This is a genomic window from Daejeonella lutea (assembly GCF_900168015.1).
Taxonomy (GTDB): Bacteria; Bacteroidota; Bacteroidia; order Sphingobacteriales; family Sphingobacteriaceae; genus Daejeonella; species Daejeonella lutea.
Genome location: NZ_FUYR01000004.1, coordinates 34,086 through 57,912, shown reverse-complemented (window position 1 = coordinate 57,912; position 23,827 = coordinate 34,086). Strand labels below are relative to the sequence as shown.

Annotated in this window: 22 protein-coding genes; 6 read left to right on the top strand and 16 right to left on the bottom strand. The window is 43.5% G+C overall.

Features of this window, described 5'->3' with window-relative positions; translation table 11 throughout:
* Positions 1 to 15 precede the first annotated feature (15 nt).
* The 12 genes from B5X60_RS15425 to B5X60_RS15370 all read right to left on the bottom strand — a co-directional run bounded on the left by B5X60_RS15425 (position 16) and on the right by B5X60_RS15370 (position 12,013).
* The gene (locus B5X60_RS15425; protein WP_079703628.1) at positions 16 to 627 is read right to left on the bottom strand and encodes a LysE family transporter; all 612 of its coding nucleotides are present in this window, start codon (positions 625 to 627) and stop codon (positions 16 to 18) included.
* A gap of 118 nt (positions 628 to 745) precedes the next feature.
* The gene (locus B5X60_RS15420) at positions 746 to 1,285 is read right to left on the bottom strand and encodes a YceI family protein (protein ID WP_079703627.1); all 540 of its coding nucleotides are present in this window, start codon (positions 1,283 to 1,285) and stop codon (positions 746 to 748) included.
* Positions 1,286 to 1,548: 263 nt separating this feature from the next.
* Positions 1,549 to 1,968 carry an OsmC family protein gene (locus B5X60_RS15415; RefSeq protein ID WP_079703626.1) on the bottom strand — a complete coding sequence of 140 codons (420 nt, stop codon included), beginning with the start codon at positions 1,966 to 1,968 and terminating at the stop codon, positions 1,549 to 1,551.
* A gap of 96 nt (positions 1,969 to 2,064) precedes the next feature.
* Positions 2,065 to 3,315, bottom strand: a complete 1,251-nt coding sequence (locus B5X60_RS15410; protein WP_079703625.1) for a sulfate adenylyltransferase subunit 1 — start codon at positions 3,313 to 3,315, stop codon at positions 2,065 to 2,067.
* A complete protein-coding gene (gene cysD / locus B5X60_RS15405; protein ID WP_079703624.1) occupies positions 3,315 to 4,220 on the bottom strand; it encodes a sulfate adenylyltransferase subunit CysD in 906 nt (301 codons plus the stop codon). Before cysD ends, B5X60_RS15410 begins: the two co-directional genes overlap by 1 nt.
* A gap of 98 nt (positions 4,221 to 4,318) precedes the next feature.
* The gene (locus B5X60_RS15400) at positions 4,319 to 5,017 is read right to left on the bottom strand and encodes a phosphoadenylyl-sulfate reductase (RefSeq protein WP_079703623.1); all 699 of its coding nucleotides are present in this window, start codon (positions 5,015 to 5,017) and stop codon (positions 4,319 to 4,321) included.
* A gap of 8 nt (positions 5,018 to 5,025) precedes the next feature.
* The gene (locus tag B5X60_RS15395) at positions 5,026 to 6,192 is read right to left on the bottom strand and encodes a trans-sulfuration enzyme family protein (protein ID WP_079703622.1); all 1,167 of its coding nucleotides are present in this window, start codon (positions 6,190 to 6,192) and stop codon (positions 5,026 to 5,028) included.
* Positions 6,193 to 6,216: 24 nt separating this feature from the next.
* Positions 6,217 to 6,954 (bottom strand): precorrin-2 dehydrogenase/sirohydrochlorin ferrochelatase family protein, encoded by a 738-nt coding sequence (locus B5X60_RS15390; RefSeq protein WP_079703621.1) that lies wholly within the window; start codon positions 6,952 to 6,954, stop codon positions 6,217 to 6,219.
* Positions 6,938 to 7,723, bottom strand: coding sequence for a uroporphyrinogen-III C-methyltransferase (gene cobA / locus B5X60_RS15385; protein ID WP_079703620.1), 786 nt, complete (start codon positions 7,721 to 7,723; stop codon positions 6,938 to 6,940). The genes B5X60_RS15390 and cobA overlap by 17 nt, the downstream gene beginning before the upstream one ends.
* Positions 7,720 to 9,819: a HEPN domain-containing protein gene (locus tag B5X60_RS15380; RefSeq protein ID WP_079703619.1), complete on the bottom strand. Its 2,100-nt coding sequence runs from the start codon at positions 9,817 to 9,819 to the stop codon at positions 7,720 to 7,722. Before B5X60_RS15380 ends, cobA begins: the two co-directional genes overlap by 4 nt.
* Before the next feature lie 213 nt (positions 9,820 to 10,032).
* Positions 10,033 to 10,476, bottom strand: a complete 444-nt coding sequence (locus B5X60_RS15375) for an RrF2 family transcriptional regulator (RefSeq protein WP_079703618.1) — start codon at positions 10,474 to 10,476, stop codon at positions 10,033 to 10,035.
* A 283-nt stretch (positions 10,477 to 10,759) separates the two neighbouring features.
* Positions 10,760 to 12,013, bottom strand: a complete 1,254-nt coding sequence (locus B5X60_RS15370; RefSeq protein WP_079703617.1) for an MFS transporter — start codon at positions 12,011 to 12,013, stop codon at positions 10,760 to 10,762.
* A 181-nt stretch (positions 12,014 to 12,194) separates the two neighbouring features.
* Between B5X60_RS15370 and B5X60_RS15365 the strand changes: the two genes are divergently transcribed.
* A complete protein-coding gene (locus tag B5X60_RS15365) occupies positions 12,195 to 13,292 on the top strand; it encodes an SGNH/GDSL hydrolase family protein (RefSeq protein WP_079703616.1) in 1,098 nt (365 codons plus the stop codon).
* Positions 13,293 to 13,918: 626 nt separating this feature from the next.
* On the opposite strand, the gene uvrA is transcribed toward B5X60_RS15365, so the two are convergent.
* Positions 13,919 to 16,717 carry an excinuclease ABC subunit UvrA gene (uvrA, locus tag B5X60_RS15360; RefSeq protein WP_079703615.1) on the bottom strand — a complete coding sequence of 933 codons (2,799 nt, stop codon included), beginning with the start codon at positions 16,715 to 16,717 and terminating at the stop codon, positions 13,919 to 13,921.
* A gap of 243 nt (positions 16,718 to 16,960) precedes the next feature.
* On the opposite strand from uvrA, the gene B5X60_RS15355 reads away from it, so the two are divergent.
* The 5 genes from B5X60_RS15355 to B5X60_RS15335 all read left to right on the top strand — a co-directional run bounded on the left by B5X60_RS15355 (position 16,961) and on the right by B5X60_RS15335 (position 21,609).
* The gene (locus B5X60_RS15355; protein ID WP_170878475.1) at positions 16,961 to 17,560 is read left to right on the top strand and encodes an RNA polymerase sigma factor; all 600 of its coding nucleotides are present in this window, start codon (positions 16,961 to 16,963) and stop codon (positions 17,558 to 17,560) included.
* 198 nt (positions 17,561 to 17,758) lie between these two features.
* Positions 17,759 to 17,950: a hypothetical protein gene (locus tag B5X60_RS15350; RefSeq protein WP_079703614.1), complete on the top strand. Its 192-nt coding sequence runs from the start codon at positions 17,759 to 17,761 to the stop codon at positions 17,948 to 17,950.
* 90 nt (positions 17,951 to 18,040) lie between these two features.
* Positions 18,041 to 18,820, top strand: coding sequence for an endonuclease III (nth, locus tag B5X60_RS15345; RefSeq protein ID WP_079703613.1), 780 nt, complete (start codon positions 18,041 to 18,043; stop codon positions 18,818 to 18,820).
* Between the two features lie 70 nt (positions 18,821 to 18,890).
* Complete coding sequence (gene recA / locus B5X60_RS15340) at positions 18,891 to 19,898, top strand: recombinase RecA (protein ID WP_079703612.1); 1,008 nt, start codon at positions 18,891 to 18,893, stop codon at positions 19,896 to 19,898.
* A 409-nt stretch (positions 19,899 to 20,307) separates the two neighbouring features.
* The gene (locus B5X60_RS15335) at positions 20,308 to 21,609 is read left to right on the top strand and encodes an acetylxylan esterase (protein ID WP_079703611.1); all 1,302 of its coding nucleotides are present in this window, start codon (positions 20,308 to 20,310) and stop codon (positions 21,607 to 21,609) included.
* A 451-nt stretch (positions 21,610 to 22,060) separates the two neighbouring features.
* Here B5X60_RS15335 and B5X60_RS15330 read toward each other — a convergent pair whose 3' ends face one another.
* From B5X60_RS15330 to tsaD, 3 genes are all read right to left on the bottom strand, one after another.
* Positions 22,061 to 22,324, bottom strand: a complete 264-nt coding sequence (locus B5X60_RS15330) for a hypothetical protein (protein WP_079703610.1) — start codon at positions 22,322 to 22,324, stop codon at positions 22,061 to 22,063.
* A gap of 193 nt (positions 22,325 to 22,517) precedes the next feature.
* Positions 22,518 to 22,691 carry a hypothetical protein gene (locus B5X60_RS18330; RefSeq protein ID WP_170878474.1) on the bottom strand — a complete coding sequence of 58 codons (174 nt, stop codon included), beginning with the start codon at positions 22,689 to 22,691 and terminating at the stop codon, positions 22,518 to 22,520.
* A 39-nt stretch (positions 22,692 to 22,730) separates the two neighbouring features.
* Positions 22,731 to 23,729, bottom strand: coding sequence for a tRNA (adenosine(37)-N6)-threonylcarbamoyltransferase complex transferase subunit TsaD (tsaD, locus tag B5X60_RS15325; protein WP_079703609.1), 999 nt, complete (start codon positions 23,727 to 23,729; stop codon positions 22,731 to 22,733).
* Positions 23,730 to 23,827: the final 98 nt, after the last annotated feature.

Here is a 23,827-nt window from a genome sequence, read left to right as displayed (position 1 = left end):
TTTGAAGTGCAACTGTCAACTCCCCACCGTCAACTTAATAACATGGTACCCCGCCAGTAAAAAGAAAACTACTGCAATACTTCTGTTGATTACTTTGCTGCTGAAAGCAAATCTTTTGTTCAGGTAGGAACTGAATTCGGCAAAGGCAAGCAGGCAAAAAAATGATCCTATAGCTGCACCAGCACTAAACACCGCCAATGCGCCATTGCCAGTTTCAACCCATCCATTGCTAATCAAATAGGTTCCGCCTATCATCCAAAAAGGGATCTGCATTGGATTTACAACTCCAAGTATTAAGCCGTATCGGACACTGTCTTTCAGCGAGTAATTCACTTCTCTGGCTTTTTGATGGTTAAACCAGCTTAAAAATCCCAGAATCAAAAAAACAAATATCAGTATCCAGTCAAGCCAGTAAAGAAAGCGCTGCTGGGCGGCAAACCAGTCGGCGAAATACATGATGGTATAGGTGAAAAAGAATTCAACAACGGAAAAGCTAACAATAAAATACATGGCTGCTTTAGCTCCACGGTTGACCGTCAGTTGGACAACCGTCAGGTTCACATTCCCTAAGGGGACATAACCGATAAAATTGACGATTGCACCAATCAGAAAATTCAAAAAAAGCATGCGCAAAAGTAAAAAAAAAGGCCATCCGCCCATCACGAATAGCCTTATCGATTAACCCATGTCTTGAACAGTTTCAGCTATTAACTGAATAGGCTGTCAGACAATGGCATAAGCAAGTTTATTGTTCAGCTTGTTTTGCAAATTGAACGTTGATATTCATTTTGATTTCATCGCCAACTACAATTGCACCAGCTTCAGTTACTGCATCCCAGGTAAGACCAAATTCCTTACGGCTGATTTTTCCTGTAATTTCAAAACCGGCTTTCTCATTGCCATAAAAATCTGTCGCGGTTCCACCATACTCAACATTAAGTTTCACTGGTTTGGTAACATCCTTAATGCTCAAATCTCCTTGTAAAACATAGTCATCTCCATCCTTGGTAAATGCTGTAGATTTGAACGTGATCTTCGGATATTTCTCCGCATCGAAGAAATCTCCTGATTTTAGGTGATTATCACGTTGCTCCTGATTAGTATCAATACTATTGACATCCAGGGAAAAATTAATTTCTGCGTTCGTGAAATCTTCATTTTCTGTTGCGAAGCTACCGTCAAATGTTTTGAAAGTACCCGTAACCGTAGAGATCACCAGGTGTTTTACCTTGAAATGAACCTCTGAGTGAGTTGGGTCTAATGACCATTTAGTTTTTACTGACATATCGTTTTAGTTTGATTAAACAAAAATATTAAATTAGATGTTACAACATGTAAGCTGAATGTCAAGAATGAATAAGGATCAAGAGCCAAGTATCAAGTATCAAGATATTGGGACGGAAATGATAAATGGTTTGTTAAAAACTAAAAATCCCTTGACTGAAAAGGCCTCACTATCTCATAGTCGTCTTCATCCTGACAGGAATCCGAGATGCTTCTTGATACCTGATACTTGATACTTTTCCCTAAAGCGATCCCTGTACCGGATTACTCCCCAATAGTTATCGAATATGTAATCTCCACCCCACCCGCTTCAAGCATATCATGTACAGAGCAATATTTCTTGACTGCAAGCTCTGCAGCACGGTTTGCCTTGTCCCGATCAACGCTGCCCTTGAGGTTGAAGGTCATGTGGATTTTGGTGAATATCGTCGGGATCTGCTCGCGGCGTTGGCCTTCAACGGAAACAGAAAAATCCTGCAGGTCCTGTTTCTGTTTTTTAAGGATGCTCACGAAGTCAAGCGAACTACAGGAAGCCAGGGCCATAAGCACCAATTCCATAGGTCTAACACCCAGCCCCTGTCCACCAATATCAGGTGAGCCATCTATGTGAACCTTTACTGTCGATGAAGGCGCAGATCCTTCAAAATGTACCGCATCGTTAACTCTTTTTAATTCTACTTTCACTTTAGCTTACTTTAAGATACTATCACCCATTGAGCATGCGAATCAGCACATTGCTAATCGCCTAACTTACTCATTTGTTAGTTAATCCTTTGCAAATTATTCAACTGAAGCCCTGAACATCAAAGCTCCCACAGTCAAATTAGTGCGGCTGTCAATGAGTATGGCCCCCCCATTTTGCTTATTCTCATGATATAGGTCAAATGCAAGAGGATCAGCGGTTTTTATGACAATCCGGCCGATATCGTTTAGCTGGAAGCTATCAGCTGGGATTTTATCTAGCGTGTTAATATTTACTTTGTGGAGAATTTCACGGATCTTACATTTCGTTTGTTTGCTGTTATGCTGAATCAGGTACATCATCGAATCGTCCAGCGGTCGAGTGTCCATCCAGCATAAATCAGCTTCTATTAGCTGGGATACTATCGGCTCATGTGAAGAATTCACGAGGATATCGCCCCTGCTTATATCGATATTATCTTTAAGATGAAGCGTTACTGACATACCGCTATGAATCTCAGCCTGGTCCTGCCCAAACGTTTCAATCCTGCTGATCTCCGATCGTACCCCTGATGGCAAAACAGTAACCTTGTCATTCACATGGAAACTTCCACTAGACACTCGGCCAGCATATCCACGATAGTCGTGAAGCTCATCCGTCTGCGGTCTGATGACCCATTGCACCGGCATACGCGCCTGCGGGGATTTTTCATCTTCATTTACTTCGATAGTTTCGAGATGATCCAGCAAACTCTTACCCGTATACCACGGCATATTACCGGAAACATTAACAACATTATCCCCTTTCAGCGCACTAACCGGGATATAGGTAACTTCATTTAAATGTAGCTTGGTGGCGATCTCAGAATATGCTTTATGAATGTCATTAAAGGTCTGCTCACTATAATCGACCATGTCCATTTTGTTGATACAAACAACAACATGCTTCAGCTCCAGCAGCGACACTATAAATGAATGCCTGATTGTTTGTTCAACAACCCCATTCCTCGCATCTACCAAAATGATGGCAAGATTAGAGTTGGATGCACCTGTCACCATATTCCGGGTATACTGAATATGTCCCGGAGTATCAGCAATGATAAATTTGCGTTTATCGGTCTGGAAATATTTATATGCGACATCAATAGTAATTCCCTGCTCGCGCTCCGCTTTTAGTCCGTCCGTTAAAATTGCAAGGTCAATTGTCCCATCGTCATTTTTGCGGTTGGATTGCTGAAGTGCTTCCAGCTGATCTGCCAGTATAGATTCACTATCATAAAGAAGTCTGCCGATTAGGGTACTTTTACCATCATCGACACTTCCTGCTGTAAAAAATTTAAGTAAATCCATTAAAAATATCCTCCCTTTTTGCGGTCTTCCATTGCAGCTTCAGAAACTTTATCATCCATACGGGCTCCTCTTTCGCTGATCTTTGAGGACCTTATTTCTTCAATTATATCATCTATTAAAAATGCGTCTGACTCCACAGCCGCAGTACAGGTCATGTCCCCGACAGTGCGGAAACGAACATTCTTGTGCTCAATACGATCATGTTCATCGATATTAAGGAAATCTGCCGCTGCCATCAATTGACCATTCCTGGTGATCACATCACGCTGGTGGGCAAAATAGATGGTTGGAAGCTCAATTTTTTCCCTGCGTATATAGTTCCAGACATCAAGCTCAGTCCAGTTGCTTATTGGGAATACACGAACGTTTTCGCCTTTGTGGATCTTGCCATTGTACACGTTCCATAACTCAGGCCGCTGGCGTTTCGGATCCCACTGCCCAAACTCATCGCGAACAGAAAAGATTCGTTCTTTGGCACGGGCTTTTTCCTCATCCCTGCGGGCACCTCCTATACATGCATCAAACTTATTGGCAGCTATTGTGTCGAGCAACGTGACCGTCTGCAATGCATTTCTGCTGGCATTCTTACCAGTCTGCTCAATCACTTTACCCTGGTCGATTGAATCCTGCACATACCCTACAATTAGCTTCTCGCCCAGCCTCTCAATCATTTTATCCCTATAGCTTATCGTCTCTGGAAAATTATGCCCGGTATCGATGTGCACTAAAGGAAACGGGAATTTCCCCGGCCTGAATGCCTTTTCTGCAAGCCTGACAAGTGTTATCGAATCCTTCCCTCCGGAAAACAGCAAAGCTGGTTTTTCAAACTGGCCGGCAACCTCGCGCAATATGTGAATTGCTTCGGCTTCCAGCTGGTCTAAATACGTTGTGTCCTGTGTAGTCATATTTTGTTAAAATCACGTGGGCCTTAAACCCCTCAGTCCCGCATGCGCGGGACAGCTCCACTTTAAGGAAGGGGAGCACTTCCCGATGAATAATTATATTATGTAGTAGTGTGTAAGCCACACTCCTTTTTACTCTGATCTTCCCACCACCATCTTCCGGCACGAAAATCTTCGCCTTCCCGTACAGCGCGAGTACATGGGGCGCAGCCGATACTTGGAAAACCTTTGTCATGCAGCGGATTATAAGGGATATTATTTTCCCTGATAAATTGCTTTACCTGATCCAATGTCCAATCAAAAATTGGGTGATATTTTAAGATTTGATTGCCTTCGTCCCACTCCACGTTATCCATGTGCTCACGGTTCATTGACTGGTCAGCACGGATACCTGTTATCCATACCGAATTTCCTGCTAATGCCCGCTTTAAAGGCTCCACTTTTCGAATCCCGCAGCATTCTTTACGGTTCTCCACTGATTCGTAAAAACTGCTTGGTCCTTTCGTGCTGATCATGTTTTCGACAGCAAGTGTATTTGGATAATATGCGTGGATTTGCTTTCCGTACATCTCAAGAGTCCGGTTCCAAACGTAGTACGTTTCCGGAAACAATCTGCCTGTTTCCAGGGTGAACACCTTGATAGGCAAATCATTTTTAAATATGATATGTGATATCACCTGGTCTTCCCATCCAAAACTGGTAGAGAATACTACTTGCCCAGGATATTTATCAGCGATGTACTTCAGTGATTCTACGATCCCTAAACCCTTTATCTCCTGAAGTAAATTCTGAGTACTCATTATGTAATTTATTTTGAATTGTCTAAAGCCCGGGCCAGATCCGCAATAATATCCTCTGCATCCTCAAGTCCTACCGAAATACGAATTGTGCCGGGGAAAATGCCAATCTGGGCTCGTTCCTCGTCTGTAAGCTTGGAATGGGTGGTAGATACCGGGTGGGTTGCAATAGTTCGTGTATCACCAAGATTAGACGATAAGCTGATCATTTCCAGTGCATCGAGGAAACTCATCGCACGCTGCATTCCACCCTTAATTATAAAAGTCACTATCCCGCCGCCCTGCTTCATCTGACGTTTTGCAAGATCATGCTGCGGGTGCGATTGCAGAAAAGGATATCGGACGACTTCTACGTCGCTATGCTTTTCTAAAGCTTGGGCTACCTTCAGTGCATTACTGCAATGGCGGTCCATACGCACAGGCAGGGTTTCCAGGCTTTTCGAAAACACCCAGGCATTGAATGCTGACATTGCTGGCCCGGTATGTCTGATAAAGAACATCATTTCCTTGATCAGGTCTTTACGGCCAACTACAATGCCTCCTAAAACCCGTCCCTGACCGTCCATGTATTTTGTTGATGAATGGCTTACAAGATCAGCACCGTACTGAACAGGCTTTTGCAGATAAGGCGTGGCGAAACAATTATCTACATTAAGAATGAAATTATGTTTCTTTTTCAATGCACCAAGCCATTCCAGATCAACCAGTTCCAGCCCAGGATTCGAAGGAGTTTCTAAAAACACCATCTTAGTTTCCGGACGCAAAGCCTTTTCAAAATCTTCGGGCTTAGATGCATCCACATAGGTCGTAGTGATTCCCCATCTCGGTAATAACTGGGTAAACAACTGGTGTGTGGAGCCAAAAATAGAACGAAAGGCAACAATATGATCTCCGCTTTTCAACAATCCTGCAAAGGATGCAAAAACAGCAGCCATTCCGGATGAAAATGCGAGCCCGGCCTCTGCCCCCTCAGCGTCGCACACCTTCTGTATAAATTCTGAAGTATTTGGATTTGAATAACGTGAATAAATATTACCCTCAACCTCCTCCGTAAACATTGCCCTTCCATGCTCCGCATCATCAAACATAAAACTTGATGTAAGGTACAATGGCACAGAATGTTCCCTTTGAGATGATCTGGGGGTTTGGGTACGGATAAACTTGGATGATTCCTTCATATTATTGACATTTCGGCAAAAATACTATTTATATAAATTAACGAAGATGCTAAAAACAGAATAGAGCACCAGTGATAGGATAATGCCCAATGCAGTACCCCATAATATCCATTTCCTTTTTTCAGGAGCTGATATTTTAGTATCAGCACCCACCAGCGACGCGGTTACTTTATTCAGCTCGGTCACTTTATGAGCAAAATCGCCTTTGAGCGTATTTCTCAGCTGATTCATTTGCTGCAAACTAATATCCAGTTCATCGGGGAGATTCTCCTGAAAAACCTCCTTTAAACGTTTAGCTATCGTAGGCGATTTACCGTTCGTTGAAATACCAATTTTCAGGTCGCCTTTTTTTACGATCGACCCGAGATAGAAGTCGCATAGTTCAGGCTTGTCCGCCACGTTAATAAGCAGGTGCCGTTCACGTGCCAAACTCCTTATCTCTGCATTCAGAACATTATCGCCGGTAGCTATGACTATCAGATCCTGACCATCCAGATCGCTGGGTTGAAATTTCCTGTAGTTTGAATATATTCCAGGGAATTTACCGGCAAGATCGATAACCTCTGGTAAAAACCTTTCAGCAACAATGCTTATCTGTGTCTCCGGACTGTTCGCAAGCAGGGCATTAAGTTTTTCAAGACCAATATTTCCCGCTCCAACAAGCAGCACCTTCAGCTCATTCAGCTTAAGGAACACAGGAAACAACTGATTTCCAATTGTAACTGAGCTGAGATTGGTATGTTCTTTACTCAGAACACTCATAGAATGCACGGATTGGCTGATACAGCGCATGTAAACCAACAACTTCACCAAATACGATTAGAGCCGGTGCACCTATCTTTTGATCAGCGGCAGCTTCAGCAATCGTCGCAACAGTGCCAACAACAACCTTTTCGTTTGCCATTGACCCATTCTGAATAACAGCTACGGGTAATCGTCCTTTTCCTTCTGCTTCGAATATTGCCGCTATCTCTTTCAATTTCCTGACTCCCATCAATACCACCACGGTGGCATCGGTTTTAGCTGCCGCATATAGGTCTTTAGACACCTCTCCGCTGGTAGTTGTACCCGTAATTACCCAAAAGCTTTCGCTGGTACCGCGGTGGGTAACAGGAATCCCCTGCAGGGCAGGTACAGAAATACTTGATGATATACCAGGCACTACCTCCGCAGGAATGCTGTAAGATGCAGCCATCTCCAACTCTTCGAATCCGCGGCCGAAAACAAATGGATCGCCGCCTTTAAGACGAACCACATGCCCGTAGTTTAAAGCATAATCGATCATCAGCTTATTGACCGCTTCCTGTGAATAGGAATGATCACCAGACCGTTTACCCACATATACCTTCATGGCATGCTCAGGGGCGAAATCAAGCAGTTCATTATTAACAAGGGCATCATACAAAACCACATCAGCTGATTTAAGAATACGAACCCCTTTTAAACTTATAAGCTCCGCATCGCCAGGGCCAGCTCCAACCAAAGTAATCCTTGGTTCTTTTACTTCTTGTTTTGTTTTGGAAATTATCATAATTGAACTGCCTCCTTTGCTATCTTAATTCTGTTTACGAAGTCAACTGTTGATGCAAGATAATTCTGTGCAAATTCTGGCGTTGGCTCGTTTTTATTAATCTGTAATGCCAGTTCGGTGAAGCTGTCTATCCCTTCAAGAATCTGGCTATCTCTGTATTGTTCATCGAAATCACGCATGATCCCGGTTTGTGTACTGCTATTGATTCCTTTATCCAGCAAAAGGGCTTTTGCACCGCTTATTAATACGCTATAGGCATGGTAAATAGAATCAGCATATGCCTGGTTTTCGAACGAGGATATCGCCCATTGAAGTTTTTCTTCAGCTTCAAGAACCAGAGTTGAAACCAAGTCGATCACTACTCCCGCACACTCTCCCACACCAATTGCTGTAAAGAAGGTTTCTTCATGTCCCCAGTCTACGAATTCATCAGGAGTAAGTGTAGTGAGGTCGGCAAGCGGCTTTAAAAGCTGATAGAAATGATCTTTACCCAGCCTGTCATAAAAGTCGTTGAAAAGCTCATCGCCAGCTTTATTCTGGCTATAATCGTCAAGTACCAGGCGAACAACATCTTTTGTCCGCTTAGATGGCACCTTAATCACTTTTTCTGCAGCACGCCCCAGTCCATCTCCCAGAGTTCCTCCGCCCAAAAGAACCTGTGCAGCTGGAACTACTTTTCCGGCCGCCTTTAGTGAACTTCCGTGGAATCCTATTTGTGCGAGACCATGCTGCCCGCAGCTGTTCATACAACCACTTATCTTGATCTTTATATCCTGGTTGTCGGTAAGCTCTTCATATTCATCTTCAATTAGATCTTCAAGAACCCGAGCAAGCTCCGTGCTGTTTGATATTCCGAGGTTACAGGTGTCAGTTCCCGGGCATGTTGTAACATCCGCAACACTGTCAAATCCAGGTTTGGCAAAATCTAGCTCTTTTAATCGTTCAAACAGCAGCGGCAAAGCCTCCTTCCTGACAAATTTCAAAAGCAATCCCTGATTAATGGTGATCCTGATCTCGTCAGCAACAATGTCCTTAATTGCCTCTATAAATTTCCGGGCTTTAGCAGTAGGGATATCCCCGGTAGTGACTTTGATGTAAACGCCGTAAAATCCCTGCTGTTTCTGCTCAAAGACATTACTCCTTAACCAGTTGTCGTAATGCTGCTGATCTGATATGATCACCTCGGGATAAGAGGTCTGTTCAGGTATCTGCGGAAGCTGTATTGTCTCACGATCAATAACGAACTTACTCGACTTATTTGCCGTTTTTTCTTCTTCAATTAAACGCAGAACTTCTTCAAGGCCAAGTTTAGCAACCAGGAATTTCATCCTTGCCTTATTCCGATTGTTCCGCTCGCCATGTCTGTCAAACACACGCAGGGTACTTTCGATATAAGGTATAAGATCATCCTCATGCAGAAAGTCGTTGATTGCATGAGCAATGGCAGGCTGAGCTCCGAGACCTCCGCCAAATAACACTTTAAAGCCACGGACTTCCTGGCCATCGATGTTTTTAACTTTGGGTATGAATCCAAGATCGTGGATATAAGTGAAAGCGCTATCAGCCTCGCTGGAAGAGAAAGCTATCTTAAACTTTCTGCCCATCTCCTGGCAAATAGGATTTCTTAGAAAATACTTGAATGTAGCATGAGCATATGGAGCAACATCAAATGGCTCCGCCGGGTCAATTCCCGCTGATGGCGATGCTGTAACATTCCTCACTGTATTTCCGCAAGCTTCGCGCAGGGTTATGTCATCTTCCTCAAGTTTTGCCCATAGCTCGGGTGTGCGGTCCAGACTCACGTAATGGATCTGAATATCCTGACGAGTGGTTAAATGGAGATTACTGCTGGCATACTCATCAGAAATATCTGCAATCTTCAGTATTTGTTTAAACGTTACTTTCCCGAAAGGCAGTTTGATCCGGATCATCTGGACACCCGGCTGCCTTTGTCCATAAATTCCGCGAGCTAAGCGAAGACTACGAAATTTTTCATCGTGTATCTTGCCTTCACGAAATTCTCTGATCTTTCTCTCGAGATCTATGATATCCTTCTGAACGATTGGATTTTCTAATTCTGTTCTGAAACTCTCCATTATTTATTTTGTACAAAAAAACCTCTTCTACCGGAGTTGAAGAGGTTTATGTATATTACTTAATATTATATCTAATCTTCTTCAATTATGAAACCAGGCATCCCATATAACAACAATTCGTCATTACAGCAGTGAACATATAGGTGCTTTTTGATTTCATTGGTCAAATATAATATAAAGTATATAGAAATGGTAGTCTATCCCGCACTTTTTTTACAAACCCATGTCATTTGCTAGTTTACTCTCCCTTTTGATGATATCAGCAATACTTGTTTCGCTCAGAACTTTTAGAGTAGCATTCCTCACATCGAGAAATACATCGCGAACTCCGCACGTACCTTCGTTGATACACTCATCACATTTCTGGTAGAAATTAAGACTTACGCAAGGAAGTAATGAAACAGGGCCGCCGGTAAGTCTTAACACCTGCACGAGGAAGATCTCCGCAGGGTCTTTAACAAGGCCGTAACCCCCTCCAGATCCTTTTTTACTAAAAAGCAGGCCCGCATTTCTTAGGTCGAGCAAGATCTGTTCAAGAAATTTCTTAGGAATATTCTCTTCGGAAGCTATTCTTGAAATCTGTAAGGGTGCCTGACCAAAATTCTTCCCTAATACCACCAGGGCTTTTAAAGCGTAGCGTGTCTTTTTTGATAACATAGTTCAAAATGTGCTTTTACTAATCTGCAAATTACGGAAATAGTTTGGGATAAGGGAAACGAGCATCGTGAAACGAGCACGGGATTAGGAGATGTTGGGTAGCTCGTGACTGGAAGCAAGTATCCGGTGTCGGGTATCAGGGCTCAGGGTATCAGGTTTCAGGTATCAGGTTTCAGGTATCAGGTTTCAGGTGTGTCGTACCATTGCGGCTATGGGCCAGGCCTATTCCTCCAGCACACCCTATAGCTATCGGGTCTCAACTCTCAATTCTCGATTCTCCATTTTAACCTTTCCCATTTTCATTTTTCTGCGCTTTGACAATAACGCTAACTCGGTACAGCAGAAATATCGAAATCGCAGAAAGGACGACAATAACATAACCCAAAGTATCATAGTGTTCCAGCGGACTAAACTTATCCTGCTGCACCACGATCATTCCACCGACGGCAGCTGCTGCACCGCCGGCAATCTGCTGGAGTGAAGCGTTTATACCCATAAATGCCCCTCGATCTTCTTTAGCGGGCAGCGCCGAGGAAAGCGCTATTGCCGGAACCATACGGCTCATTATCCCGATCATAAAACCGATATTCATTATTAGCACCAGCCAAAATGCCGTCGGACCCATATTTGTATAGATGATCACAACGATACTAAGCCATACAGAAGCGATTGTAAAAAGCTTAAACTTATCAAACCGGTCACTCAGCTTACCGGCAACAGGCATTATGATTAATGAGCAGACTCCTGAAAACATGAACAGGATTGGAAGCTGATGAACGGTAACATGAAGGTTGTTTACAGCAAAGGCGCTGCCCCAGGGCATCATCATAAAGCCGCCAAGCGATAAAAAAGCGGTAGCTAAAAACCCTATGCGGTAATTTTTCTTCGATACTGTATGCCACAAGTGACTGAACGCGCTACGATCACTTTGCAGGGCCAGGTGTTTGTTTATTGGCTGAAGTTTGAATACAATAACAAGCCAGATGATCGTCGCCAAACCAACAATCATTAAGAATGGAGATTGCCAACCCCACATATTGGCGATATACAGACTTATTGGAATACCAAGAACCTGGCTGGCACCAAAACCCATCTGCATGAAGCCCATAACACGGCCCCGGCGTTCTATTGGAAAAATGTCGGTTACAATAGCCATCGAAATAGAGCCGATAACACCGCCAAAGAGCCCCGTGAAAATCCTTGCTGCAAGCAGCATCGGGTAAGAAGTCGTCAGCCCGCAGAATAAAGTCCCCAGAATAAATCCGATGTAAAAAAACAGCAGCAGCTTCTTCCGGTCAAATCGATCCGCGAATCCAGCAGTCAATAACCCTGACAATCCCGCACTGAATGCATAGGCAGAAACAGAAAATCCAAATTGCGATGTAGAAAGGTCCATTGATTTCATCAGCATATCTCCCAGGGGCGACATGACCATAAAATCCAGAACCACGGTAAACTGAGTCAGAGCCAGGAGCAGAATTACGAGGATTTCATTTGATGAGAATTTGTCTTTTGCGGACGTGGCTTGTTCAGTCATTGATGTCAGAGGCAGGGATATGAAGTTTGAAGTCGGAGGTCTGATGATTTGCTACATCTGGACTAAATGTAAAGATACAATTATAGAAGTATTTACCACCCACTCCGACGTCTGACATCAGACCTCCGACTTCATTCCTCGCCATAAAACCTCTATATTGCTTCCACAAAAATCAACAACAATGAAAAGATGCTTTTACATTTTCCTATTGTGCTGCTCTTACTCGTTAAGCATTGCCCAGGAAGCCCCTGCGAAAAAAGACAACAGCAAATATTATGGTAAAGAAAGCTTTCTTATTGAAGGAACGGGAATTCCTGAATCAGAAAAAGAAAGCCCTTACGATCGCTTGCCCCTTGCATCAAAAGGCAAAGTACGACAGGCTGTCTGGGACCTTTCCAAGAATTCAGCAGGGCTGACAGCAAGGTTTATCACGAACTCGCCGTCGATAAAAGTTAAATGGGGTGTTCTGAATGATACCAAGCTCAATCACATGGCATCTACAGGAATTAAAGGTGTTGATCTGTACTGTAAAGTGAATGGCAAATGGGTTTATGTCAATACCGGCCGGCCAACTGCAATAGAAAACGAGGCTACCCTGCTCACTTCCCTCGCTCCGGGCGAGCACGAATTTAAGATATATCTCCCCCTTTACGACGGAACAACTCACCTCGAAGTCGGTATTGACAGCACCAGCTATATTAAAAAACCGAATCCAGAAACATTGCTGCCAATTGTTTTTTATGGAACTAGCATATTGCAGGGAGGATGTGCTTCCCGTCCCGGAATGGCATTCACCAACATCATTTCAAGAAAAATGAACGTAGACTGCTATAATTTCGGCTTTAGCGGGAATGGACGAATGGACCCGCCCGTTGTAGACGTTATTTCTAAAATCAAGGCATCCTTTTATGTTATAGACTGCCTTCCGAACATGACACCGAAACAAGTTACAGACAGTGTAATGCCGTTAGCAAAAGCCCTGCGTGCTAAAAACCCGTCCACACCTATTGTTTTTGTTGAAAATATAGAATACGCCCGGATACCATTCGAAGCCAGCATTAAAAAATCTTTTGAGGATAAGAATAATGCCCTGAAAGTTGAATTTGCAAAACTCCAGAAGGAAGGAATGAAAGGGCTCTATTACATAAGTTCGGCCAATGCTATCGGTGATGATAATGAGGGGACGGTTGATGGTACTCACATGACGGACCTTGGGTTTATGAGATATGCGGATTATTTGATCGGAAAGTTTAAAGATAATAAGTTGGTGGTGAGGTGATCAGGATAAGTTTTATTACAGCACAGTAGAATATATCGAGTAATAATCCTGAATTTGAAGAGTAGATTAAACGCCCAATATCATGAGGGCAGTAATATCTGAAAAATTATAGCTTATTAAATTCGGGAAGTCGTGCAAAGGATTAAGAGTTGAGGCTTTTTGGAAAGCAGAGACAGAAGCTTTTGGGATGCCATAGTCCGGTGCTACGCTTTAGTTTTTTGCCAAAAAATGGAGTCTTAACCTGCAACATCTATACTGGCAAAAAAGCTATCGCTTCCGCCCCGGTTTAAACACTTCGGACAGGATCTCTTGGGTCAGGTATTGCACAGCTTTTAGCTATTGCGATGAAATGCTGCTTTTAATAATAAACGCGATGACAGCGTAGAGCCCGCAGCCGACTATGTTCGTTCAAATTGAATAAGGATATCCTTGGCGAGGACTCGCAGCGAACAGCGCGACTATCAGCTCCGAAGAACTATTACAGCACCTTTAAAAAAAATGATTAAAAATTCCGCTCGAAAACTTAACCTTAAAATTAACCCAGACCTCTGACTTCCTACTTCCCACATCTTACTTCCTACCTCCTGCCTCTTACTTCCTTCCTCCTGCCTCTTACTTCCTTCCGCCTAAAACCTCTCCTTCAAAAAGCTTCCTGTATACGAATTCTTCTCCTTGATCAAATCTTCAGGGGTACCTTCAAATACCACATTACCTCCCTTATCACCCCCTTCCGGACCAACATCTATAACCCAATCCGCGCACTTGATGACATCCATATTGTGCTCAATCACAATAATGCTGTTTCCCTGATCGATTAGCGCATCAAAAGATTTAAGGAGCTTTTTAATATCGTGGAAATGGAGACCTGTAGTAGGTTCGTCAAAGATGAAAAGTGTCTTGCTGCTGTTATTCCCTTTTACCAGGAAGGAGGCAAGCTTGATCCGCTGAGCTTCACCGCCGGAAAGCGTGTTTGATGATTGTCCAAGGTGAACATATCCCAGCCCCACATCTACTAGAGGTTTTATTTTGGTCAGGATCTTGGGCTCATTTTCAAAAAATTCAAGGGCCTCGTCGATCGTCATATCAAGCACCTCGAAAACGTTCTTGTGCTTATAGGTAATATCCAGGATGTGCTGTTTAAAACGCTTGCCATCACAGGCTTCACAAGGCAGGAAAATATCCGCCATAAACTGCATTTCAATTTTCACTTCACCTTCACCCTGACAAACATCACAGCGTCCGCCTTCCACGTTGAATGAAAAAGCCGAGGGCTTCAAGCCTGAGGCTTTTGCAAGGCCCTGAGATGCATAGAGGTTCCTGATCTCATCCCATGCCTTCACGTATGTAACCGGGTTGGAACGAGACGACCTGCCGATAGGATTCTGGTCTACAATTTCAACCTGTTCAACTTTGGCATAATCACCACCAATGGAATCATATGAACCCGTTTGTTCACCAGAATAATTACCTATTGCTTTTTGCAGTGCGGGTTGAAGGATACGCTTCACCAGGGAAGTTTTTCCTGAGCCCGACACTCCCGAGACCACACTTAACACATTCAAGGGAAATTTCACATCCACGTGCTTCAGGTTATTCTCCCGCGCACCTTTTATTTCAATGTAATCGTGCCATTTCCGCCTTTGCTTAGGTATTTCAATAGAATTCCTGCCACTCAGGTATTTACCGGTCAGGCTGACATCATCTTTAAGGATCTCTTCGAAAGTTCCCGTAAATACAAGGTTTCCTCCATGGGTTCCTGCCTCCGGACCAATGTCAATAATATGATCCGCAGCCTGCATGATTTCTTCCTCGTGCTCCACAACAAGTACTGTATTCCCCACGTCCCGCAGCGATCTTAACACACCTATCAGTCGATGTGTATCCCGGGGGTGAAGTCCGATGCTCGGCTCATCCAGTACGTAAACAGAACCAACCAGGGAACTGCCTAGTGACGTTGCTAGGTTAATACGCTGCGATTCCCCACCTGAAAGGGTATTTGAAAGTCGGTTTAGGGTTAAATATCCCAGGCCCACATCATTTAGAAAATTTATGCGGTTAGCAATCTCCATCAAAAGCCGCTTGGCTATTTTTTGACTTGCCGGATCCAGATCCAGTGTATCAAAGAACTCAGACGCCTTATCTAATGGCATTAATACGATGTCTGTGATCGACCGGTCATCGATCTTCACATAGGATGCATCTTCACGTAAACGGCTGCCCTTACATTCAGGACAGGTGGTTTTACCCCGGTATCGCGAAAGCATCACCCGGTACTGTATTTTATAGGTCTGTGCTTCTAGTTCCTTGAAAAACTCATCCAGACCGCTGAAAAAGCTGTTACCCGTCCAGAGCAGCTTGCGCTGTTCGTCTGTTAACTGGTTATAAGCCCGGTGAATAGGGAAATCAAACTTTAAAGCATTTTTAACAAGCTTATTCAGCCATTCGCCCATTTTCTCACCTCTCCAGGGGGCTATTGCTCCATCATACACCGATTTGCTTTTATCGGGCACAACCAGGTCTTCATCAATCCCAATTACTTTACCATAACCTTCGCAGCGTTTACAAGCACCGTATGGATTATTAAAGCTGAAGAAATTGGGTGTCGGCTCCTCAAAACGCAGACCATCGAGCTCGAACCTGTCGCAGAAAACATGCACATTACCATTCTCTTCCACAAGGCAGTCGCCCCGACCTTCAAAAAAGGCAGTCTGGACCGAATCGGCAATTCTGCTGAGCGTTTCATCATCTGAAGCAACTGATACCCGGTCAATGACAATTTTCACATCTACATCATCGCCCGACTTCTTATTGCCGGTAGCCTTATCATCTAACAGATCTTCAATTTTGGATAGTTTATCCTCAATTACCACCCGTGTAAAACCTTTTTGCAGGAGAACTGCCAGTTCTTCTTTTAGCGATCTGTGGTTATGCGCGTGCAGCGGACACGAAATTGTTACAGATGTATCAAGTGTTAAATTCGATATAAAGTTCACAACATCGGTAACCGTATCTTTCTTTACCTCCCTGCCGGAAACCGGAGAAATAGTTCTCCCTATCCTGGAAAATAGAAGCTTGAGGTAGTCATATATTTCTGTTGAAGTACCTACCGTAGAGCGCGGATTGCTGGTGATAACTTTTTGTTCTATGGCTATTGCGGGGGCAATTCCCTTGATAAAATCCACGTCAGGCTTATTCATACGCCCCATAAACTGCCTTGCGTAGGAAGAAAGGCTCTCCACGTACCGACGCTGTCCTTCAGCATACAGTGTATCAAAAGCCAGAGATGATTTCCCTGATCCGGACATCCCGGTAATTACAACCAGCTTATTCTTAGGAATGGCAACATCGATATTTTTTAAGTTGTGAACCCTCGCCCCCTTTATGATGATAAACTTCCCCGGGTCTTTTTCCGCTTCTTTGCTCATTCGGTAAACCTATATTCTTTCTTATTTCGTATATATAAACAGATGCCCATTTAGGGTGTGCAAAAATACGGGTATAAGAGCTTAATACAGAAGATTGATTAATTATTCTTTGATATTGGCAAAATAATTGTTTCATTTGGGGTAAGCAACCACATCAATAAAACTAAAACAGGAGAAACGCTATCGGATAAACTCTACTTAATTAACTTTTGAGAATTTTTATATAAAAGGGGATTTTAGAGTATGAGTGCTATAAAACTTCAATCGAAGAGCGATCAGGATCTGGTGCATCAGTATTTACAGGGTCAGGAATCCAGTCTGGAGGAATTAATCCGCAGGCATAAAACCAAAATTTACACTTCCATTTATTTGTTAGTAAAGGATTCTTATCTCGCAGAAGATATTTTTCAGGACACTTTTATTAAGGTAATCAATACACTTAAGGCCGGAAAGTATAACGAAGAAGGTAAATTTCTTCCATGGGTAATAAGAATTGCACATAACCTGGTAATAGACCATTTCCGGAAAGAAAAACGGACACCGGTAGTTACTACGGTTGATGGCTTTGATATTTTCGAAGTACTTAAATTCTATGATGAAAGTACCGAAGATAAAATGATACGCGAACAAACTCACCGCGACCTGCGTGAGCTGATCCACCTTCTGCCTGCTGAACAGAAAGAAGTGCTGATCATGCGCCATTACGGTGAGCTAAGCTTCAAGGAAATTTCTGACATCACCGGTGTGAGCATTAATACTGCACTCGGACGTATGCGTTATGCATTGAATAACCTGCGGAAGATGATGCTGAGCAAGGAGTTGAGTTTGAAGAATGATGTCTGATGACTGAGGTCGGAGGTCGGATGGATTTCCGACCTCCGACCTTTAATCAAATCTGTAGACATCCAGCTTCTCCACCAGCTCAGACTTCAGACCTCTGACTTCCGACTTCAGGTCCCAAATAAAAAATAGTAAAAAATTTGCTGTTCAGTATAACATTCGTAAATTAAGTACGTTTTAAATTAAAACCAAACGGTGCTTATGATAGAAACTTCTACTCCAACAACAAATTCTTTACAAAACGACATGGTACAACATACTGCTATTCCCGAAGAGCTCGGGGAAGAGGAACAATCATTCTATGATTCGATTAAGAAAAATCTGAACCTCATAGTTAAAACCCCCGGCAAAGATGTTATTGCCCGAATTTTGAGCTACTCAAAAACGGTGTAAGAATTCCCCAAAAAGCCAGCTCAGGAGCTGGCTTTTTTATTGTTAGTAATTTCAGAACAGAATTTTCCTGCCGCTTCCTATCTTTAACCTGTGCTAAGAAAGGACCGCTATAAGGCATTTGTCGACTATTTTTCTTCCCATCAGCCGGATGCGGAAACGGAACTGAACTATATTAATTCCTATGAATTGCTTGTTGCCGTAATTTTATCTGCACAGTGTACCGATAAGCGTATTAACCAGATAACGCCCGCGCTTTTCGAACGCTTTCCCGATCCCTTAAGCCTTTCCCAATCAAGCCCTGAAGAAGTATTTCAATACATCCGGAGTGTAAGTTACCCGAACAATAAGTCAAAACACCTTGTCGGGATGGCTCAAAAACTCATCAATGAATTTAATGGCATCGTTCCGGCAGATATTGACGACTTGCAAAAGATGCCTGGTGTAGGCAGGAAAACTGCCAATGTTATCGCTTCTGTGGTATTCAATGCGCCCGCAATGGCTGTAGACACCCATGTTTTCCGGGTTGCTAATCGTATCGGCCTCACCAGAAACGCAACTACCCCACTTGCCGTAGAGAAACAACTTGTAAAATATTTACCGCAGGATAAGATATATGTAGCGCATCATTGGTTGATCCTTCACGGACGCTATGTTTGTGTTGCGCGCAATCCAAAATGCCAGATTTGTCCGCTCACCTGGTTTTGCAAATATTATGAGCAAAGCCAAACCGTAAAAGCGCTGCTCAAGGCAGAAGCTGATCAGAAGCGGAAAAAAGCGACTGCCAAAAAGAGTAGTCGGGCAAAAAAGATTGGAGATAAGATAAAATTATTGTCAGGACCGGTAACTGATGATGGAAATAACTTTAAGTGATAATTTATTTTACTATTTTTTTTAGTATTTAAATAAATAAATATAACTTTGATCATATTAAACTAAAATAATGAGCAACACAGATAAACTAAAGGCTTTACAGCTTACGCTGGACAAACTTGAAAAATCATATGGTAAAGGGACCGTAATGAAACTTGGCGACAATGCTGTAGAACCAATAGAGTCTATTTCAACCGGCTCAATCAGCCTTGATATTGCCTTAGGCATTGGCGGTTTACCAAAAGGACGTGTTATAGAAGTATACGGCCCGGAGTCATCAGGTAAAACAACCCTGGCCATTCACGCCATCGCTGAAGCACAGAAGAAAGGCGGCATCGCAGCTTTCATTGATGCAGAGCATGCTTTTGACAAATTTTATGCGAGCAAACTTGGGGTTGATATCGAAAACTTACTGATCTCTCAACCCGACAATGGCGAGCAGGCGCTTGAAATCGCGGATAACTTAATCCGCTCTGGGGCTATTGATATTATCGTAATTGACTCGGTAGCTGCGCTTGTTCCGAAAGCAGAGATCGAAGGTGAAATGGGAGATTCTAAAATGGGTTTACATGCCCGTTTAATGTCACAGGCCCTGCGTAAGCTGACCGGAACCATTTCCAAGACGGGATGCTGCTGTATTTTCATTAACCAACTGCGCGATAAGATCGGAGTGATGTTCGGGAGCCCGGAAACCACTACAGGGGGTAACGCTTTGAAATTCTACGCATCTGTTCGTTTAGATATCAGACGGATCTCTCAAATTAAGGATACTGATGAAGTTTCCGGAAACCGGGTTAAAGTTAAGGTTGTTAAAAACAAACTTGCTCCACCTTTCCGTATCGCTGAGTTTGATGTAATGTTCGGTGAAGGTATTTCAAAGGCGGGCGAGATCATTGATCTTGGCGTGGACTTCGATATCATTAAAAAAGCAGGATCTTGGTTCAGCTATGGCGACACCAAGTTAGGACAAGGCCGCGACGCGGTTAAAGCCCTGCTTTTGGATAACCCGGATCTGATGGATGAACTGGAAGCTAAGATTAAAGGGACGGTAACGGCAGAGCATCTGGAGGAGAAGTAGCCGTCCATCGGAAGTCTGAGGTCTGAGGTCTGGGGTCTGAGGTCTGATGGATTTCCGACAAGTGGATTTCCGATAAGGTTCAACCGCAGAGAGCGCAGAGTACACGCGGAGCACGCAGAGGCTGGGCGCAAAAGTGATTGTAGGCGACTCGATAACTAGTGAAAAACTCTGCGGTCTCCGCGTAAAACTTTGCGTACTCTGCGGTAAAGTAGGCGGTGGGTGCACTTCAATAAAATTTACAAACTTCAGACTTACCAAATAGTAGATTAGAAATATTTCCAAGATGCTTCCCCTAGGGTAAGCATCTTTTTTTATGACTAAACTTTGCGCACTGAATACCTGACGAACGAAGATCGTTTGGTTATCTGTGAAATTAAATGCAACTTATTGCACTATTAATTTTCAATTCATGAAACATATCAGACCAGCATTATTCGTTCTTTTACTATTTGCCGGGATCCAGGAAATTGTTGCTCAACCGGCTGAGCAGCTTGTAAAAGTTATTGTGGCACCGGATCACACAAACTGGACCTACCACACAGGAGAAAAGGCAAAATTTACGGTCAGCATTATTCAGTATGGCAACTTGCTGCAAAATGCCAAGATCAAATATGATGTCGGACCAGAAAGATTCCCTGCCGTAAAAAGTGATTCACTTGTGGCCAGAGACGGCAAGGTTACAATCGATGGCGGAACCATGACCACTCCGGGTTTCCTGCGATGCATTGTATATGCCGAAGTTGATGGTAAGAGATACCGGGGACTTGCCACAGCAGGCTTCGACCCTGACCAGATTAAACCGGCTGCGGCGGCTCCGTCAGACTTTACCCAATTTTGGGACAAAGCCAAAGCAGATCTTGCTAAGATCCCAATGGATGCGCGCATGACCTTGCTGCCGGAACGATCTACAGAAAGCGTAAACGTTTATCATTTAAACCTCCAGAACTTCCGTCCAGGTGCCAGACTATACGGGATACTATGTGTTCCTAAAAAAGAAGGCAAATATCCAGCCTTGCTCAGAGTCCCTGGTGCGGGAATCAGGCCATATAATGGCGATATAGCAACTGCTGAAAAGGGCGTTATTACCCTTGAAATCGGGATTCATGGCATTCCGGTAAACATGGATCTGAGTCAGTATGCGAATCTGGCAGGCGGAGCATTATCCGGCTATCAATTATTTAACCTCGAAGATCCGGAAAGGTATTACTACAAACGGGTATATATGGGTTGTGTTAGGGCCAACGATTTCCTGACTAGTCTCCCCCAATTTGACGGGGTAAACCTGGGTGTAACCGGCGGAAGCCAGGGCGGCGCCTTATCAATTGTTACCGCAGCGCTGGACCCCCGGGTTAAATTCCTGGGAGCCTACTACCCTGCTTTAAGTGATGTGACTGGCTTTTTGGTTGGTAGAGCTGGTGGCTGGCCACATATGTTCAATAAGGACAATGTGAATACAGCAAGTGCAAAGGATAAAATCAGAACCACAGGATATTATGATGTGGTTAATTTTGCGAGGCTGTTGAAAGTTCCGGGAATGTATAGCTGGGGTTATAATGATGAGACCTGCCCGCCAACGTCAATGCATCCGGCATATAATGTGATCACGGCACCGAAAACGTTAAAGCTTTATCTGGAAACGGGGCATTGGCAGTTTCCGGAGCAGAGGGAAGGGATGGAAGGATGGTTGCAAAGTAAATTAGGAGTGAAATAGGATTAGGATTGTCTCAATTAGGATTTGCAGGATTACAGGATTGTAGGATTACTATTGGACTAGAAGGCATAGGGTACTAGGATTCATAGGATGATAGGATGCATAGGATTAGGAACAATAGAATTCTAGGATGCATAGGATGATAGGATGCATAGGATTAGGAACCATAGAATTCTAGGATGCATAGGATGATAGGATGCATAGGATGTAGAGTATAGTGTATAGGATAGGATGGTGGGAGGAGATTGGACGGAAACTTATAACGTGTTGAAGTTCATGTCATACTAAAACGGAAAAAGGGATTGAATGCGACTATAGCCTCAGTCAATCCCTTTTTGAATTCCTAATAGGGGTTTACTCTGCGAAATAATAGATAGTTAATTAAAACGACTAGGTTAGCCGCCCAGTCTCCCCCGCTGGCGGGGGCCAGGGGGTGGATCTGAATCAGGTATTAAGAATATTTCTTTACATCCTCAAGGATGCCATTCGCCCGGCTTCCAATATATTCTGAAGCTTCGCGGCCTGCAGCGGCTAACATGGAGCCTTTCTCAGAACCGGCAGCCATTAATTTATCGGTAACGTCTTTTACTGTATTCAGTAATGTAGACCAATTTTGTTTTCCGTTTTCAGTACTCATAAAATACCAGGTTGCTGCACCTGCTGCAACTCCTGCTACAATCGCCAGAGCGATCTTCGAATTCTTGTTATTTTCCATCTGATTATAGTTTTGATGTTATTGATTCGTTTAGTTTAATCTTAAATATCCAATATCCTGCCAAATAAAAATCAGGACGAAACGCAACCGAAAGAATGACTTAACAGGAGTGAACTACAAGATAGAAAATGCCCGTAAATGGCTGTTTATCAACGCTAACCGGATTAGAAACAAAACAAATACGCAGGGAATTTTATTTACCGCGGGTCATGATGTACATGAACATGATGCCGGCAATGACCATAAAACCTAACACCATCAGTCCTATTTTACCTTTACGTTTATCTTCTTTCATAAGCCACACTAAAAACCCAATCAGCGGGATCAGGAAAATGAGGAAGAAGATGATACTCGGCGTGCTAAACATAATCGGGTGGGTTTTCTAAACGGTATAAAGGTATCAAATTTAAAAAGGCATACGAGCCATCGGTGCGACGTCCTGCCCAATGAAATCCTGCTTCAGGTACTTATAATAACCGGCAATTGCGATCATTCCCGCATTATCCGTACAATACTGGAACTGCGGGATAAATACTTCCCAGCCCAGGTCTTTGGCCGTTTGGTTAAGACCGTTTCTTAAGCCTGAGTTCGCCGAAACACCTCCAGCGATTGCAATGCGCTTGATGTTATATTGTGCAGCGGCTTTCTTTAGCTTGTTGAGCAAAATAGACACGATTCTGTCCTGAACGGATGCACAGATATCATTCATGTTTTTCTCTAAGAAATCAGGATCGGCTTTAACCTGATCGCGTACAAAGTACATGATAGACGTCTTTAATCCGCTGAAACTAAAATCCAGTCCGGGGATTTGAGGCTCCGGGAATTTATATGCACGTGGATTTCCCTCCTTTGCGTATTTATCTATAAGGGGTCCGCCCGGGTAAGGAAGTCCGAGGATCTTGGCAGTTTTATCAAACGCCTCCCCTGCTGCATCGTCATTGGTCTGGCCGATAATTTCCATGTCGAAGTAATCTTTGACGAGCACGATCTGGGTATGACCACCAGATACCGTCAGGCAGATAAATGGGAAGGCTGGCTTCGCATCAATGAAATGAGCAAGGATATGAGCCTGCATGTGGTTAACCTCGATCAATGGAATACTATTTGCTAATGCGAAAGCCTTGGCAAATGACGTTCCTACTAGTAAGGACCCCAGTAAACCGGGACCGCGTGTAAAAGCTACGGCATCGATCTCATTTTTGTGTATTTTTGCCTTAGATATCGCCTCGTGAATTGCGGGGACGATATTTTGCTGATGGACGCGCGAGGCAAGTTCTGGCACAACGCCGCCAAAATTTTGGTGGACAAGCTGGTTTGCGATGACGTTTGATGATATTACTCCGTCTATACAGATAGATGCAGAAGTATCATCACATGAAGATTCAATACCGAGTATAATTGCCAAAACTAAATAGAGTAAAAAGTGTTATCTGACTAAAGTACAAAAATATCAAAAAAGCGCTAAAAATCACCCTCTGGATACTCGCAAGTCTTCTGCTGCTT

Bases quoted from the DNA above. Each gene is read 5' to 3' on its own strand.
- B5X60_RS15425 (WP_079703628.1), bottom strand. From the start codon at position 627: ATGCTTTTTTTGAATTTTCTGATTGGTGCAATCGTCAATTTTATCGGT.
- B5X60_RS15420 (WP_079703627.1), bottom strand. From the start codon at position 1,285: ATGTCAGTAAAAACTAAATGGTCATTAGACCCAACTCACTCAGAGGTT.
- B5X60_RS15410 (WP_079703625.1), bottom strand. From the start codon at position 3,315: ATGGATTTACTTAAATTTTTTACAGCAGGAAGTGTCGATGATGGTAAA.
- cysD (WP_079703624.1), bottom strand. From the start codon at position 4,220: ATGACTACACAGGACACAACGTATTTAGACCAGCTGGAAGCCGAAGCA.
- B5X60_RS15400 (WP_079703623.1), bottom strand. From the start codon at position 5,017: ATGAGTACTCAGAATTTACTTCAGGAGATAAAGGGTTTAGGGATCGTA.
- B5X60_RS15395 (WP_079703622.1), bottom strand. From the start codon at position 6,192: ATGAAGGAATCATCCAAGTTTATCCGTACCCAAACCCCCAGATCATCT.
- B5X60_RS15390 (WP_079703621.1), bottom strand. From the start codon at position 6,954: ATGAGTGTTCTGAGTAAAGAACATACCAATCTCAGCTCAGTTACAATT.
- cobA (WP_079703620.1), bottom strand. From the start codon at position 7,723: ATGATAATTTCCAAAACAAAACAAGAAGTAAAAGAACCAAGGATTACT.
- B5X60_RS15380 (WP_079703619.1), bottom strand. From the start codon at position 9,819: ATGGAGAGTTTCAGAACAGAATTAGAAAATCCAATCGTTCAGAAGGAT.
- B5X60_RS15375 (WP_079703618.1), bottom strand. From the start codon at position 10,476: ATGTTATCAAAAAAGACACGCTACGCTTTAAAAGCCCTGGTGGTATTA.
- B5X60_RS15370 (WP_079703617.1), bottom strand. From the start codon at position 12,013: ATGACTGAACAAGCCACGTCCGCAAAAGACAAATTCTCATCAAATGAA.
- B5X60_RS15365 (WP_079703616.1), top strand. From the start codon at position 12,195: ATGAAAAGATGCTTTTACATTTTCCTATTGTGCTGCTCTTACTCGTTA.
- uvrA (WP_079703615.1), bottom strand. From the start codon at position 16,717: ATGAGCAAAGAAGCGGAAAAAGACCCGGGGAAGTTTATCATCATAAAG.
- B5X60_RS15355 (WP_170878475.1), top strand. From the start codon at position 16,961: ATGAGTGCTATAAAACTTCAATCGAAGAGCGATCAGGATCTGGTGCAT.
- B5X60_RS15350 (WP_079703614.1), top strand. From the start codon at position 17,759: ATGATAGAAACTTCTACTCCAACAACAAATTCTTTACAAAACGACATG.
- recA (WP_079703612.1), top strand. From the start codon at position 18,891: ATGAGCAACACAGATAAACTAAAGGCTTTACAGCTTACGCTGGACAAA.
- B5X60_RS15335 (WP_079703611.1), top strand. From the start codon at position 20,308: ATGAAACATATCAGACCAGCATTATTCGTTCTTTTACTATTTGCCGGG.
- B5X60_RS15330 (WP_079703610.1), bottom strand. From the start codon at position 22,324: ATGGAAAATAACAAGAATTCGAAGATCGCTCTGGCGATTGTAGCAGGA.
- B5X60_RS18330 (WP_170878474.1), bottom strand. From the start codon at position 22,691: ATGTTTAGCACGCCGAGTATCATCTTCTTCCTCATTTTCCTGATCCCG.